Origin of the sequence: Vibrio sinensis (assembly GCF_003605645.1) — a bacterium.
In the GTDB taxonomy this organism is placed as follows: Bacteria; Pseudomonadota; Gammaproteobacteria; order Enterobacterales; family Vibrionaceae; genus Vibrio; species Vibrio sinensis.
Genome location: NZ_QVMU01000002.1, coordinates 290,228 through 305,583, shown reverse-complemented (window position 1 = coordinate 305,583; position 15,356 = coordinate 290,228). Strand labels below are relative to the sequence as shown.

General features: G+C 43.5%; 14 protein-coding genes and 2 tRNA genes. 13 read left to right on the top strand and 3 right to left on the bottom strand.

Annotated features, from left to right (window positions below; genetic code table 11):
• Nucleotides 1–87: 87 nt before the first annotated feature.
• Complete coding sequence (locus DZ860_RS04840) at nucleotides 88–1,104, bottom strand: porin (RefSeq protein ID WP_120029790.1); 1,017 nt, start codon at nucleotides 1,102–1,104, stop codon at nucleotides 88–90.
• 554 nt (nucleotides 1,105–1,658) lie between these two features.
• On the opposite strand from DZ860_RS04840, the gene greA reads away from it, so the two are divergent.
• Nucleotides 1,659–2,132: a transcription elongation factor GreA gene (gene greA, locus DZ860_RS04835; protein ID WP_120029789.1), complete on the top strand. Its 474-nt coding sequence runs from the start codon at nucleotides 1,659–1,661 to the stop codon at nucleotides 2,130–2,132.
• A gap of 69 nt (nucleotides 2,133–2,201) precedes the next feature.
• Here the strand turns inward: greA and yhbY are convergent, their stop codons facing one another.
• Entirely contained in the window at nucleotides 2,202–2,498 is a 297-nt protein-coding gene (gene yhbY, locus DZ860_RS04830; protein WP_120029788.1) for a ribosome assembly RNA-binding protein YhbY, read from the bottom strand.
• A 138-nt stretch (nucleotides 2,499–2,636) separates the two neighbouring features.
• On the opposite strand from yhbY, the gene rlmE reads away from it, so the two are divergent.
• The 12 genes from rlmE to truB all read left to right on the top strand — a co-directional run bounded on the left by rlmE (nucleotide 2,637) and on the right by truB (nucleotide 14,785).
• Nucleotides 2,637–3,266 (top strand): 23S rRNA (uridine(2552)-2'-O)-methyltransferase RlmE, encoded by a 630-nt coding sequence (gene rlmE, locus DZ860_RS04825; RefSeq protein WP_120029787.1) that lies wholly within the window; start codon nucleotides 2,637–2,639, stop codon nucleotides 3,264–3,266.
• A gap of 108 nt (nucleotides 3,267–3,374) precedes the next feature.
• Nucleotides 3,375–5,351, top strand: a complete 1,977-nt coding sequence (gene ftsH / locus DZ860_RS04820; RefSeq protein ID WP_165862848.1) for an ATP-dependent zinc metalloprotease FtsH — start codon at nucleotides 3,375–3,377, stop codon at nucleotides 5,349–5,351.
• Nucleotides 5,352–5,402: 51 nt separating this feature from the next.
• Entirely contained in the window at nucleotides 5,403–6,233 is an 831-nt protein-coding gene (gene folP, locus DZ860_RS04815) for a dihydropteroate synthase (RefSeq protein ID WP_120029839.1), read from the top strand.
• Between the two features lie 23 nt (nucleotides 6,234–6,256).
• Nucleotides 6,257–7,597: a phosphoglucosamine mutase gene (gene glmM, locus DZ860_RS04810; RefSeq protein WP_120029785.1), complete on the top strand. Its 1,341-nt coding sequence runs from the start codon at nucleotides 6,257–6,259 to the stop codon at nucleotides 7,595–7,597.
• 251 nt (nucleotides 7,598–7,848) lie between these two features.
• A complete protein-coding gene (gene secG / locus DZ860_RS04800; RefSeq protein ID WP_120029783.1) occupies nucleotides 7,849–8,181 on the top strand; it encodes a preprotein translocase subunit SecG in 333 nt (110 codons plus the stop codon).
• Nucleotides 8,182–8,190: 9 nt separating this feature from the next.
• Nucleotides 8,191–8,274: transfer RNA gene (locus tag DZ860_RS04795), tRNA-Leu, on the top strand.
• Nucleotides 8,275–8,330: 56 nt separating this feature from the next.
• Nucleotides 8,331–8,407 (top strand) — tRNA-Met (locus DZ860_RS04790).
• Between the two features lie 204 nt (nucleotides 8,408–8,611).
• Nucleotides 8,612–9,067, top strand: a complete 456-nt coding sequence (rimP, locus tag DZ860_RS04785; RefSeq protein WP_120029782.1) for a ribosome maturation factor RimP — start codon at nucleotides 8,612–8,614, stop codon at nucleotides 9,065–9,067.
• 37 nt (nucleotides 9,068–9,104) lie between these two features.
• Nucleotides 9,105–10,592 (top strand): transcription termination factor NusA, encoded by a 1,488-nt coding sequence (gene nusA / locus DZ860_RS04780; protein ID WP_120029781.1) that lies wholly within the window; start codon nucleotides 9,105–9,107, stop codon nucleotides 10,590–10,592.
• A gap of 20 nt (nucleotides 10,593–10,612) precedes the next feature.
• Entirely contained in the window at nucleotides 10,613–13,303 is a 2,691-nt protein-coding gene (gene infB, locus DZ860_RS04775) for a translation initiation factor IF-2 (RefSeq protein WP_120029780.1), read from the top strand.
• A 133-nt stretch (nucleotides 13,304–13,436) separates the two neighbouring features.
• Nucleotides 13,437–13,832, top strand: a complete 396-nt coding sequence (rbfA, locus tag DZ860_RS04770) for a 30S ribosome-binding factor RbfA (protein ID WP_120029779.1) — start codon at nucleotides 13,437–13,439, stop codon at nucleotides 13,830–13,832.
• Nucleotides 13,832–14,785, top strand: coding sequence for a tRNA pseudouridine(55) synthase TruB (truB, locus tag DZ860_RS04765; RefSeq protein WP_120029778.1), 954 nt, complete (start codon nucleotides 13,832–13,834; stop codon nucleotides 14,783–14,785). Before rbfA ends, truB begins: the two co-directional genes overlap by 1 nt.
• Nucleotides 14,786–14,918: 133 nt before the next feature.
• On the opposite strand, the gene DZ860_RS04760 is transcribed toward truB, so the two are convergent.
• A complete protein-coding gene (locus DZ860_RS04760; RefSeq protein ID WP_120029777.1) occupies nucleotides 14,919–15,350 on the bottom strand; it encodes a DUF1499 domain-containing protein in 432 nt (143 codons plus the stop codon).
• Nucleotides 15,351–15,356 lie beyond the last annotated feature (6 nt).

Here is a 15,356-nt window from a genome sequence, read left to right as displayed (position 1 = left end):
TGAATTGAGTATAACGAGTAAAAAAAACACCCGCTAGTTTAGCGGGTGTCTTATATTTTCGACAGACATTAAGTCTAGTGGCGAAAATTAGAAGTCGTAACGTAGACCAAATGCTAGCTCATCTTCAGCATCAGCTTTAGTTGCTTTAACGTTGCCGCCAGCTTTACCTAGATCATCACCAGTGCTGATTAGGTTAAAGTTGTATGAAACGTAACCACGGAAGTTTGGCTTGAAGTAGTAAGAAGCATCAATTGCAAAGTTGTCTGCAGATGTTGCTTTGTTAGTTTCAGCATTGTTGTACGTAGATGTGAATACAGTTTGACCTAGCGTGTAAGCTGCTGCTAGTTCATAACCTGTGTAGTCACCATTGTTGTCTTGTAGTTGACCATCAGTAAATACACCCGCGAAGTAAACATCGCTGAATGCATAAGAAGCAGACAACATGTATTCGTTTGCTTGATCTTGATCTGCGTAACCCGCACCAACGCGAGCACCAGTATCACCTAGTGCATAGATAGCAGATAGTGAGTAACCGTCTTGTTTGTCGTCAGAATAGCCACCAGTTGTTTTGTTATCAGTTCGGTCTGCGAAACGGTAGCTTGCTTTAACACCTAGGTCAGCAAATTGGCCTTTGTACGAAATCATGTTATCAGTACGGTCAGCAACTGCAATTTTATCTGCTGCAGTGTTGCCTGCGTAAGCCATGATATCAGTGAAGTCAGTGATTACGCCTAGTGCACCGTCGTTTTTACCGTAAGTGATTTCACCAAATGCACCGCCAAGTCCAGCGTATGCATAACGGTTATCAAGAGAATCAAATGTTGTTTCTTTACCGTCTAAACCTTTAATAGTTGTAGGGTTAGTAACAAATTCACCTTCGTAGAAGCCAACACCGTATAGACCGTCAGTGATTTGAGTTTTACCTAGGAAGTTTAGACGTACACGAGTTTTGTCTTCAGCTTTGCCATCTTTTAGAGATAGACGAGCTTCTGCGCGACCACCCATGTCTAGCGTAGTACCATCTTGGTTGTATAGTTCAGCCGCGTTTGCGCCAGAAGCCATTGCAGCAGCTGATACTGCTAGAGCAATCAGAGTTTTGTTCATGTTATTAATCCTAATTCACTGTCCATAAATCAATGTTTTGTAAAGCAACCTACGTAAGGTGTTTGATTGCTTTCGATGTTTGCTGCAAGTAGGCACAATGGTCAGGTCGGCTTAGATAAAAGGGTACCAACTGACTCTATGCTGCGAGCAAATCGTGAGTTCAGTTTTACCGTCAAAGTTCCTCCTCAAGTTAGTAAAATGATATAAATTAGATTATTGAACGATGTTTTATTAATGGTAAAAAAAAATCAACAAGCTGATTTGATTGGGGTATTTGTCGTTTTGATGAAGTAAAAAATGCGACGAATGTTTATTTTTTTTTAGTTTGCATGGTGTGAGACTGAGCAATGAATCAGTCAGTTAGCAATTATTTTTAGCTAATATTTGGGAGATCTTGTGCACTGGATTGGCTATTAGCGGACTCATATTGAATTAAGATGATTTAGTCCCCAACTTTGTTTACACTAGAGTAAATTGATTAATTAACCCCCCACCTAGTCTCTGATTAGGTGGTTTTGTATTGTCCAAAGATTAGTTTGGCATTGAGGTAGATGATGGAAAAGGTTCCAATGACACTACGTGGCGAACAGCAGCTACGTGAAGAACTAGAACGACTACTTAAGCTTCGCCCGCTTATTACTCAAGCGATTGCTGAAGCTCGTGAATTGGGTGACTTAAAAGAGAATGCGGAATATCACGCTGCGCGTGAAGAGCAAGGCATTTGTGAAGCGCAGATTCGCGATATTGAATACAAGTTATCTGTTGCTCAGGTCATTGATGTAACAAAAATGGATAACACAGGTAAGGTTATCTTCGGTTCAACAGTGACGTTGATCGATTGTGATACCGATGAAGAGAAAACTTACCAAATCGTAGGCGATGATGAAGCTGATATTAAACAAGGCCGAATCTCAGTAAGCTCGCCGATTGCCCGTGGTTTGATTGGTAAGATGGAAGGCGATGAAGTTTCCATTACCACTCCTGGTGGTGCTAAAGACTACGAAATTGATAGCGTAAAATACATGTAACGCTAAACAATAAAATCAAAAAGGTCGCCATTGGCGACCTTTTCTTGTTAGTAAATAAAGCAAAAGCAATTATTTACGTGGAAGCTCGATCTTACGCTCTTCTGTTTGACGGTAAAGAACAAGTGTCTTACCGATAACTTGCACTTTTTCAGCGCCAGTTTCACGAATGATAGCATCAACAATTAAAACTTTAGTTTCGCGATCTTCAGATGCGATCTTAACTTTAATCAGTTCGTGATGGTTTAAAGCGATTTCAATTTCCGCTAGAACAGCTTCAGTAAGTCCATTTGCGCCTAGTAGTACAACAGGTTTTAGACTGTGTGCTAGGCCTTTTAGGTGCTGCTTTTGTTTGGTGCTTAGGTTCATTTCGCGGCCAATTTTCTTTAATATAAGGGTTGAAAAAAGTTATTTTAACGCCATCTATTGCGGAAGACTATAATTTATTGAGCAATAGGCTGGGCCTATTAAAACTATAGCTCCTTTTTGTAGCTTATTAGGATTAGAATGAGTAAACAAAAACACTCGGCAAGTTCAGGCCGCTGGTTGAAAGAACACTTTGATGATAAGTATGCGAATGAAGCGAGAAAAAAAGGCTATCGTTCACGTGCATATTTCAAAATGGAAGAGATCCAAACAAAAGATAAATTGCTATCTTCTGGTATGACGATTGTCGATTTGGGAGCTGCACCCGGTGGTTGGTCTCAATATGCTGCTAAGATAGTAGGGGATAGTGGGCAAATAATTGCATGCGATTTGTTGCCTATGGACCCAATCGCTGGTGTGAGTTTCTTACAAGGCGATTTTCGTGACGAAGCTGTATTAGAAGCTCTTTTAGAGAGAATCCAACCAGCAATGGTTGATGTAGTGATGTCAGATATGGCGCCTAATATTGCTGGTAACAATTCTGTAGACCAGCCAAGAGCCATGTATTTAGTTGAATTGGCATTGGATATGTGTCGACAAGTTCTAGCCACAAATGGTAGCTTTGTTGTTAAAGTCTTCCAAGGCGAAGGGTTTGATCAATACGTAAAAGATGTCCGCGATATGTTCAAAACCGTAAAAGTAAGAAAACCAGATTCTTCTCGAGCTCGTTCCCGTGAAGTGTTTATCGTAGCCACTGGTTACAAAGGTTAACTATTTCCTTTGTATAAGAGAGAGTTAACACTATAGCTACAGTTTTCAAACTGTAGTACCCTACCTTTAATTACAATTAGTTATCGAGAGGCTGACACCTTGAGTGACATGGCAAAAAATTTAATTCTGTGGCTTGTTATCGCCGTCGTATTGATGTCGGTTTTCCAGAGCTTTGGCCCTGGTGAGAGCAATGGCAGAGCAGTGGATTACACCACTTTTGTACAGGAAGTTGGCCAAGGCCAGATTCAAGAAGCAACCTTTAAAGATGGCGAGATTTCATTTATTCGTCGTGGTGGTGGTGCTAAGTATGTAACTTACATGCCTGTGTACGACCAGAAGCTACTTGATGATCTTATTAACCAAAACGTGAAGGTACAAGGTACACCGCCAGAAGAGCAAAGCTTGCTTGGCACTATCTTTATCTCATGGTTCCCAATGATCTTACTTATTGGTGTATGGATTTTCTTCATGCGTCAAATGCAAGGCGGTGGCGGTAAAGGTGCCATGTCTTTCGGTAAGAGCAAAGCGCGTATGATGAGCGAAGAGCAAATCAAAACGACGTTTGCTGACGTAGCTGGTTGTGATGAAGCTAAAGAAGATGTGAAAGAGCTAGTTGATTACCTACGTGATCCAAGCCGATTCCAGAAACTTGGCGGTAAAATCCCAACAGGCGTACTGATGGTGGGTCCTCCAGGTACAGGTAAAACTTTGCTTGCTAAAGCGATTGCTGGTGAAGCAAAAGTACCGTTCTTTACTATTTCAGGTTCTGATTTCGTTGAAATGTTTGTGGGTGTTGGTGCATCTCGTGTACGTGACATGTTCGAACAAGCGAAAAAAGCCGCGCCTTGTATCATCTTTATTGATGAAATCGATGCTGTAGGTCGCCAACGTGGCGCTGGTGTTGGTGGCGGTCATGATGAACGTGAACAAACACTAAACCAAATGTTGGTTGAGATGGATGGTTTCGAGGGTAACGAGGGTATTATCGTTATCGCTGCAACTAACCGTCCTGACGTACTAGACCCAGCGTTACTTCGTCCTGGTCGTTTTGACCGTCAAGTAGTGGTTGGTTTGCCAGATGTGCGTGGTCGTGAACAGATTCTTAAAGTTCATATGCGTAAAGTACCGCTATCGGGTGATGTTGAACCATCACTGATTGCACGTGGTACACCTGGCTTTTCTGGTGCAGACTTAGCTAACTTAGTTAACGAGGCGGCTCTATTTGCTGCGCGTGGTAACAAGCGCAACGTTTCTATGGTTGAGTTTGAGCTAGCGAAAGACAAAATCATGATGGGTGCAGAACGTCGTTCAATGGTTCTTTCAGAAGAAACCAAAGAATCGACAGCATATCATGAAGCGGGTCACGCTATTGTTGGTCGTTTAGTACCAGAGCACGATCCAGTGTACAAGGTGTCGATCATTCCTCGTGGCCGTGCTTTGGGTGTGACTATGTATCTGCCTGAGCAAGATCGTGTGAGCATGAATCGTCAACACCTAGAGTCTATGATCTCTAGCTTGTACGGCGGTCGTCTAGCTGAAGAGCTAATTTACGGCAAAGACAAAGTATCAACGGGCGCATCAAATGATATTGAGCGCGCAACCGATATTGCTCGTAAAATGGTAACGCAGTGGGGCTTCTCTGAAAAACTAGGTCCTCTGCTATATGCAGAAGATGAAGGTGAAGTTTTCTTAGGTCGTAGCGTAACTCAGACTAAACATATGTCTGAAGATACGGCGAAGTTAATTGATGATGAAGTTCGTATTATCATCGACCGTAACTACGCTCGTGCTCGTCAAATCCTAGAAGAGAACATGGATATTATGCATACGATGAAAGATGCATTGGTGAAATATGAAACCATCGATGCAGGTCAAATTGAAGACCTAATGAATCGTAAAGCAGACATCCGTGAACCTGCTGGTTGGGGAGATAATCCATCTAACCAACCAACTGAGAAGCAACCTGAAGCGAAAGCAGAAGAGAAGCCAGTAGAAGCAGCAGAGACAAACTCTGAAACTGAAACTAAAGCAGCCTCTCAGGAAGCTCCAACTAGTGAAGTGTCAGAGAAAAAAGACGCTGAATAATTGAGTTTTATTTAATAAACCCCGAGGAAACTCGGGGTTTTTGTATTTATGATGAAAATTAAAGCTAATAACAAAACCCTCGATTTAACCACTCCCCAAGTGATGGGGATTCTCAACGTAACCCCGGATTCATTTTCTGATGGGGGGCAATTCAATTCTTTAGACAATGCACTGCGACAAGTGGAGCGAATGATCGCCGCTGGTGTCACTATTATTGATGTCGGTGGGGAATCGACGCGTCCAGGAGCACCGGATGTTTCGTTAGAAGATGAGTTAATGCGCGTTATCCCCGTGATTGAGGCGATTCGTGCGCGATATGATGTTTGGATATCGATAGACACAAGTAAAGCAGAGGTGATGCGCCAAGCAGCACTCGCCGGCGCTGACATTATTAATGATGTTCGAGCATTACAAGAACCCGGAGCCTTACAGGTGGCCGCGGACGCAAAACTGCCAATTTGTTTAATGCATATGCAAGGGCAGCCGAGAACCATGCAATCCAATCCAAGTTATGATGATTTAATCTCAGAGGTTGGTGAGTTTTTACGAGAGCGAATTGCCGTTTGTGAAGCGGCTGGGATCGATAAGAGTCAATTGATCCTTGATCCTGGCTTTGGTTTTGGCAAAACTCTTGAGCATAACTATCACATGCTCGCTCATCTTGAACAATTCCACCAATTTGGATTGCCAATCTTAGCTGGAATGTCGAGAAAGTCGATGGTATTCAAATTGCTAGAAAAAGCGCCTGCCGATTGTGTCGCGGCCAGTGTAAGCTGTGCGACAATTGCTGCAATGAAAGGCGCTCAGATTATTCGGGTTCACGATTTCGAACAAACAATCGATGCGATAAAAGTGGTTAAAGCGTTACACGATAATCGTTGAGTAGATAATAAAAAGGAAAACTCATGTCTGATAAAAGACGTTATTTTGGTACGGACGGCGTCCGTGGGAAAGTTGGGCAGTATCCAATTACACCAGACTTCGTTCTTAAACTAGGTTGGGCTGCTGGACGTGTGCTTGCTAAGCAAGGCACAAAAAAAGTGATTATCGGTAAAGATACACGTATTTCTGGTTACATGCTTGAGTCCGCTTTAGAAGCAGGCCTTGCCGCAGCAGGTCTTCAAGCAACTCTTACTGGCCCAATGCCTACACCAGCAGTGGCTTATTTAACACAGACGTTTCGTGCTGAAGCGGGTATCGTTATTTCAGCTTCTCATAACCCGTATTATGACAATGGCATTAAATTTTTCTCATCAGAGGGGACCAAGCTTCCTGATGACATCGAGCTAGCGATTGAAGCAGAGTTAGACAAAGCTATTGAATGTGTTGAGTCGAGTGAATTAGGTAAAGCGACTCGCTTAAACGACGCCGCCGGACGCTATATTGAATTCTGTAAGAGCACATTCCCGACAGAATTAAGCTTATCTAAACTAAAAATCGTTGTAGATTGTGCACACGGTGCAACTTACCACATTGCTCCTAATGTCTTTACCGAGTTGGGTGCTGATGTTATTGCAATGGGTGTGGAGCCAAATGGTACTAATATTAACCATGAAGTGGGTGCAACTGATGTACGAGCGCTGCAAAAGCGTGTCGTTGAAGAGCAAGCGCATCTTGGTTTAGCATTTGATGGCGATGGCGATCGCATTATCATGGTTGACCATTTAGGTAACAAAGTTGATGGTGACCAAATTGCTTATATCATCGCACGTGATGCTCTGCGCCGCGGCGAATTAAAAGGCGGTGTTGTCGGAACATTGATGACCAACTTAGGTATGGAAAATGGCCTAAAACAACTGGGTATTCCATTTGTGCGTGCTGCTGTCGGTGACCGTTATGTCATGGAACAGCTATTAGCCAAAGGTTGGAAAATTGGTGCTGAAAACTCAGGCCACGTTATATTGTTAGACAAAGTGACCACAGGTGATGCCATTGTAGCGGCGCTACAAGTATTAGCATCTATTGTTGGTAGCGATATGTCACTGAACGATCTATCACAAGGCATGACGCTATACCCGCAAGTATTGGAAAACGTTCGTTTCTCTGGTGATTCCAATCCTCTAGAAGCGCAAGCAGTACTTGATGCCGTTACAGAAGTGGAAACTGAACTTGCAGATAAAGGTCGAGTCCTGTTGCGTAAGTCTGGTACTGAGCCTCTAATCCGAGTGATGGTTGAGGGTGAAGATGCCGATTTGGTGCAAAGTTCAGCGTTGAAAATTGCGGATGCGGTAAAGGCAAGCTTTTGATTTATAGCGTTAGGCGTTTGAAATAGAAGCCTAATTCGCTTATTAAACAGGCTAAAGGGCGAAAGATAGATACTTTTGCCCTTTTTTTAAGCAGTTGAGCATCGAGTTATCAAAAAGTGTGATTTTTCGCTTGTCAGGAAGAGTTCCATTCGTTAGTATTGCTCGGCCTTCAAGATGGAGGGCGCTAGCCTTGTTCTGGAATGTTATTCTGAACGGCGCTGGCTCAACAATTTGGAACATAGGTGGAAATAATGTTTACTGTTCTACTTGTGATTTACCTGTTGGCGGCGATTGGTGTAATCGGCCTAGTGTTGATTCAACAAGGTAAAGGCGCAGATATGGGAGCCTCATTCGGTGCAGGCGCATCAAACACAGTGTTTGGCGCAAGCGGCTCTGGCAATTTTTTAACCCGAATGACTGCAATTTTTGCAACAGTATTTTTCATTATTAGCTTGGTGCTTGGCAACATGTCAACGCACAAAACTGAATCTCAGTGGGTTGACCCTACTCAAGGTACAGTTGTTGAGCAAGCTGGTAGTGTGAGTGATGTTCCTGCCCCAACGGGTAATGACATTCCTCAATAAGCTAAATATGCCGAGATGGTGAAATTGGTAGACACGCTAGCATGAGGTGCTAGTGCCTTAGGTGTGAGGGTTCGAGTCCCTCTCTCGGCACCATTGGTTTACAAACTTGTAAAACAACTTGGAGAGCGTATAATTGCTCACAAGTCGGACGCGGGGTGGAGCAGCTTGGTAGCTCGTCGGGCTCATAACCCGAAGGTCGTCGGTTCAAATCCGGCCCCCGCAACCAATCCTTTTAGGATGTTGACAGGTTTGCACAGTTATTAGTGATAGCTGTGAGTCAAGCATTTATGTTTGACGCATCAGGGTCCAGCAATTCTAAACCCCGACTTTCGGGGTTTTTTATTATCTGAATTTTCTTGACGAAAATTCAGAGCTTGCTTGGAATTTAAATTGGGCTCTGTGCCCTTTTTTTGTTTCTGGAGTGGTTGAAATGACTGGTTTAGAGAAGCAACTAACTGAATTACTTGAAGCTCCAGTAGCTGCATTAGGTTATGAGTTAGTTGGATTAGAATTTATTCGCGCTGGCGAGCACTCAACGCTACGTATTTACATTGATCATGAAGATGGCATTAATGTGGATGCTTGTGCAGAAGTTAGTCACCAGGCGAGCGCTGTATTAGATGTTGAAGATCCAATTTCTGTAGCATACTACTTAGAAGTGTCTTCTCCAGGTTTAGAAAGACCACTTTTTAAAGCTGCACATTATGAGCAATTTATTGGTCACGAGGCCAACATTGTTTTGAAAATGGCTGTTGGCAACCGTCGTAAATGGAAAGGTATTATTCATTCTGTTGAAGGCGAAACCATTACGGTTACTGTTGATGGGCAAGAAGAATTCTTTGCCTTAAGCAACATTTCAAAAGCTAACTTGATCCCTAAATTTTAGTACCCCTAAAAAAATTGAAGCTTAGAGGCTAAATAAAATGAGTAAAGAAATTTTAGCGGTAGCAGAAGCAGTATCGAACGAAAAAGCGGTACCTCGTGAGCGCATTTTTGAGGCACTAGAAATTGCTCTGGCTACATCAACTAAGAAAAAACATGAACTAGAAATCGATGTTCGTGTTGAAATCGACCGTAAAACCGGTGAGTTTGTAACTTTCCGTCGTTGGTTGGTTGTTGAGGAAGTTGAATTCCCAACAAAAGAAATCTCTCTTGACGCTGCGCGTTATGAAGACGAAACGCTTAACCCAGGCGACTTCGTTGAAGATGAAATTGAATCTGTAACGTTTGACCGTATTACGACTCAAACTGCGAAACAAGTAATCGTACAAAAAGTACGTGAAGCTGAGCGCGCACAAATTGTTGAACAATTCATCGACAATGAAGGTGAGCTAGTTACTGGCGTAGTTAAGAAAGTAAACCGTGAAACGATCGTACTAGATCTTGGTAACAATGCTGAAGCTGTTATCCTACGTGATGACCAGTTACCTCGTGAAAACTTCCGCCCAGGTGACCGTGTACGTGGTCTGCTATACAAAGTAGCTCCTGAAGCGCGTGGTTTCCAACTGTTTATTACACGTTCTAAGCCAGAAATGTTGGCTGAACTGTTCCGCGTAGAAGTGCCAGAAATCGCTGAAGAAATCATCGAATTGAAAGGCGCTGCTCGTGATCCAGGTTCTCGTGCTAAAATCGCAGTGAAAACAAACGACAAACGTATCGACCCTGTTGGTGCATGTGTTGGTATGCGCGGTGCGCGTGTACAAGCTGTTTCAAGCGAACTTGGCGGCGAGCGTATTGATATCGTCCTTTGGGATGACAATGCTGCACAATTTGTGATCAATGCTATGGCACCAGCTGATGTTGCGTCTATCATCGTCGATGAAGATACACATTCAATGGATATTGCTGTTGAAGCTGATAATCTAGCTCAAGCAATCGGTCGCAACGGTCAAAACGTACGTCTAGCTTCTCAACTAACTGGTTGGGAACTGAATGTAATGACAGTGGCAGATCTACAGAAGAAACACGCAGAAGAATCACAAGCGTCTATTGAGAACTTTATGAAGTATCTAGACCTTGAAGAAGATTTTGCTCAACTTCTTGTTGAAGAAGGCTTCTCTACATTAGAAGAAGTTGCCTATGTACCACTGCATGAGCTTTTAGAAGTAGATGGTCTAGATGAAGATCTTGTTGAAGAGTTACGTAATCGTGCAAAAGATGCACTGACTACAATCGCTCTTGCTCAAGAAGAATCATTCGACGGTCTTGAGCCAGCAGAAGACCTTCTTGGATTGGAAGGCCTTGAGCGCGAAATGGCATTTAAATTGGCAGCAAAAGGTGTTATTACACTAGAAGATCTTGCTGACCAAGGCATTGACGATATAGAAGGTATTGAAGGACTGACAGAAGAACGCGCAGGTGAGCTAATCATGGCTGCACGTAACATCTGCTGGTTCGGCGAAGAAGTTTAATTCAGCAAGGAGGAAGCGGCATGACACAATTAACAGTTAAAGCACTGAGTGAAGAGATTGGAACTCCAGTTGACCGCTTGATCGAGCAACTTGCTGACGCTGGTATGAAGAAAGCGGGTACAGACAGTGTTTCTGATGAAGAGAAGCAGACGCTTCTCTCTCATCTAAAGAAAGAGCACGGTGATACTTCAGGCGATTCAGAGCCTACTCGCTTAACTTTACAGCGCAAAACTCGTAGCACACTAAGCGTTAACGCGGGTGGCGGCAAGAGTAAAAATGTTCAGGTTGAGGTGCGCAAAAAACGTACATACGTAAAGCGCAGCACAATTGAAGACGAAGCGACACGCGAAGCTGAAGAAGCAGCTCAGCGTGAAGCAGAAGAAGCAGCACGCCAAGCTGAAGAAGCAGCAAAGCGTGAAGCTGAAGAAGTAGCAAAACGCGAAGCTGAAGAGAAAGCTAAGCGTGAAGCTGAAGCAAAACGTGAAGCTGAAGAAAAAGCGAAACGTGACGCAAAAGACAAAGTATCGCAGAAGACTGATGAAGAAGTTAAGCGCGATGCTGAAGCGAAATCTAAGCAACAAGCAGCACGAAAAGAGGCCGACGAGCTTAAACGTCGTCAGGAAGAAGAAGCTAAGCGTAAGGCTGAAGAGGAAAGTCAGCGCAAGCTTGAAGAAGCTCGCGAATTGGCTGAGAAGAATAAAGAGCGTTGGTCTGCTGCAGAAAAGAAAAAGGGTGATATGGAAAATACAGATTACCATGTAACGACTTCAAGTTACGCACGAGAAGCCGAAGATGAAGCAGATCGTCGTGAAGAAGGCGGTACTAGTCGTCGTCGTAAACAGAAGAAAATGTCTTCTAAAAACGACAACCAAGAGCGTGGCTCACGTGGTCGCAAAGGCAGAATGGCTAAGCCAGCGTCTATGCAACATGGTTTTGATAAGACAGCAACTGTTGCAAAACAGGCAGTTGTGATCGGTGAAACGATCGTGCTTTCTGAACTGGCAAGCAAAATGTCAGTAAAAGCAACTGAAGTTATCAAATCAATGATGAAGATGGGTGCTATGGCAACCATCAACCAAGTGATCGACCAAGAAACAGCACAACTTGTTGCTGAAGAGTTTGGCCACAAGGTTGTTCTTCGTAAAGAGAACGAACTTGAAGAAGCGGTACTTTCTGATCGTGACGTGAACGCAGAGGCAGTTCCTCGTGCTCCAGTTGTTACTATCATGGGTCACGTTGACCACGGTAAAACTTCGACACTTGACTACATCCGTAAAGCACACGTTGCTTCAGGTGAAGCGGGCGGTATCACACAGCACATCGGTGCATACCACGTTGAAACTGAAAACGGCATGATTACGTTCCTTGATACTCCAGGACACGCGGCATTTACTGCAATGCGTGCTCGTGGTGCTCAAGCGACAGATATCGTTGTTCTAGTTGTTGCAGCAGATGATGGCGTTATGCCACAAACAATCGAAGCTATCCAACACGCGAAAGCGGCTGGTGTACCTCTGATTGTTGCTGTGAACAAGATCGATAAAGAAGACGCAAACCCAGATAACGTTAAAAATGAGCTTGCTCAGTACGACGTAATTCCTGAGGAGTGGGGCGGTGAGAACATGTTCGTTCACATCTCTGCTAAACAGGGTACAAACATCGAAGGTCTGCTAGAAACTATTCTTCTTCAATCAGAAGTTCTAGAGCTAACTGCTGTTAAGCAAGGTATGGCATCTGGTGTTGTAGTTGAATCTCGTCTTGATAAAGGTCGTGGTCCAGTTGCTACAGTACTTGTTCAATCAGGTACATTGCACAAAGGTGATATCTTACTATGTGGTCAAGAATATGGCCGTGTTCGTGCAATGCGCGACGAAAATGGTCAAGAGATCACTGAAGCAGGTCCATCTATTCCAGTAGAGATCATTGGTCTTTCTGGTGTACCAGCGTCTGGTGATGAAGCAACAGTAGTTCGTGATGAGCGTAAAGCTCGTGAAGTTGCAAACTACCGTCAGGGTAAATTCCGTGATGTGAAACTTGCTCGTCAACAGAAATCTAAGCTAGAGAATATGTTCTCTAACATGACTGCTGGTGAAGTAGCTGAACTAAACGTTGTGCTTAAAGCTGACGTACAAGGTTCTGTTGAAGCAATTGCAGATTCTCTACGTAAACTTTCTACTGAAGAAGTAAAAGTTAACATCGTAGGTTCTGGTGTTGGTGGTATTACTGAAACTGATGCAGTTCTTGCTGAAGCTTCAAATGCTATCATCCTAGGCTTTAACGTTCGTGCAGATACTTCAGCACGTCGTGCAATTGAATCAGCTAACGTTGATCTTCGTTACTACTCAATCATTTACCAATTGATTGACGAAGTGAAACAAGCGATGGGCGGTATGCTTGCTCCAGAATTCAAGCAAGAGATTATTGGTCTTGCTGAAGTTCGTGACGTATTTAAGTCACCAAAACTGGGCGCAATCGCTGGCTGTATGGTTACTGAAGGTACCATCAAACGTAGCAACCCAATTCGCGTACTACGTGAAAACGTTGTTATCTATGAAGGTGAGCTTGAGTCACTACGTCGCTTTAAAGATGACGTTCAAGAAGTTAAGAATGGCTACGAATGTGGTATCGGCGTTAAGAACTACAATGATGTTCGCGTTGGTGACCAAATCGAAGTATTCGAAATCATTGAGATTAAACGTACTCTAGACTAATTGACTAATATTACTGACATCAGTCAGTGATAGGTTGTTGAATACGCCATGGGGGGCTGGTATTAACCATCCCCCCATTCTTTCATTTTCAGTGTAGGTAAATCATCTACATTGAAGTTTAGTGAGAAAAGATATGTCAAAAGAATTTAGCCGCTCGCAACGTGTTGCGCAGCAATTACAGAAAGAATTAGCACTTATCCTACAACGTGAAGTTCGTGACTCTCGTTTAGGTATGGTGACTATTTCTGACGTAGAAGTGTCTCGTGACCTTGCATACGCAAAGGTATTTGTGACGTTTCTATGCGTTGGTGAGCAAACACCTGAAAGTTGCCTAGCTGCTCTTAAAGAGCATGAAGTGCCAGTACGCATGATGCTTGGTAAACGCATTCGTCATCGCCTAACTCCAGAAGTTCGTTTTACTTACGACAATACATTAGTCGAGGGTATGCGTATGTCTAGCCTAGTAAGTGAAGTACTGAGCGAAGACAAGCGTAAGAAAAAAGAAGCTGGTCGTGAGGACGAAGAGTAATGGCACGTCGTCGCAAAGGTCGTCCAATTGATGGTGTGATCCTACTGGATAAACCAACGGGTATTTCTTCAAATGATGCGCTTCAAAAAGTAAAACGCATCTACTTTGCTGAAAAAGCCGGTCATACTGGCGCTCTAGATCCACTTGCAACTGGCATGTTGCCAATTTGCTTGGGTGAAGCGACCAAGTTTTCCCAGTTTTTGCTCGATTCGGATAAACGCTACCGCGTGATTGCAAAGCTTGGCGAGCGCACTAACACCTCAGATTCTGATGGTGAAGTTGTTGAAACTCGTCCTATCGATGTTGATTTAGCGAAACTGGAAGCGAGTATCGAAACTTTCCGTGGCGAATCGGATCAAGTGCCATCTATGTTCTCTGCGTTAAAATACCAAGGTAAGCCTTTGTACGAATACGCACGAGCAGGTATTGAAGTCCCTCGTGAGTCTCGCAAAATCACTGTGTACGAAATTGTCCTACATCGCTTTGAAGGTGATGAAGTTGAGATGGAAGTACATTGCTCAAAAGGCACCTACATTCGCACAATCGTTGATGATTTAGGCGAACTATTAGGTTGTGGCGCACACGTGACGATGCTTCGTCGTACCGCTGTGGCTAAATATCCTTATGAGAAAATGGTGACGCTTGAGCAATTAAACGAATTGCTAGAACAAGCTCATCGTGACGAGATTGCTCCTCGTGAGCTACTTGATCCATTGCTAATGCCTATGGACAGTGCGGTAGAAGATTTACCTGAAGTGAACTTGAATGCTGAACTGACTGATTTAGTTCAACACGGTATGCCAGTTCAAGTCACCGGTGCTCCTGTTGACGGAACTGTGAGAATGACAAGCGGTGAAGAGAAACTCTTTATTGGTGTCGCTCAGATTGACGACAATGGTCGAGTTGCACCGAAACGCTTAGTGGTATTTCGCGAACCAGTTGATGTCGAATAAGTTCGCGTAACGAAATCGTAGAAAACAGTTTCGTACTAAAACTGAGAATTAAAAAAGCCATGGTAATCACCATGGCTTTTTTGTTTAGAATTTTTGCTATTCATTGCTGTTACTCATGCGGGCAGTAGGTTGATTAATCGGCTAACAGATCTGCTTGTGTAAGTAATTTTCTTAATTGTTCAGCACGCTTACGGTTAACTCCAAAGTCGGAATAGCCGACACGAGATTCTGATCTTACTGTGAGTTGGTTATCGTTAATTTCTAACTCTAAGTCATCAACAAAGCGCATGATTTTGCTGGTGCATGCAATGTGTAAATAGTTATCTTCACTAATGATCGTTTTGGCTCCAGGGAGCTGCAGAGCGACTTGTTCGATATCTTTGATTGTTGTATCAGATCGTAATAGAAAAGGCGCTAATTGGTGCTGTTCGCGCTGATCCATGGTCGACACACAGTTGGGTTTGTCGCCGCAAATTTGATTAATTTTGCTCGTCATTATCGTTCCCCCGTGGCTGCATCCGGTCAGAATTAAGCTACCAATGCATGAAAATAGCGCTCGTCTCATAGTATT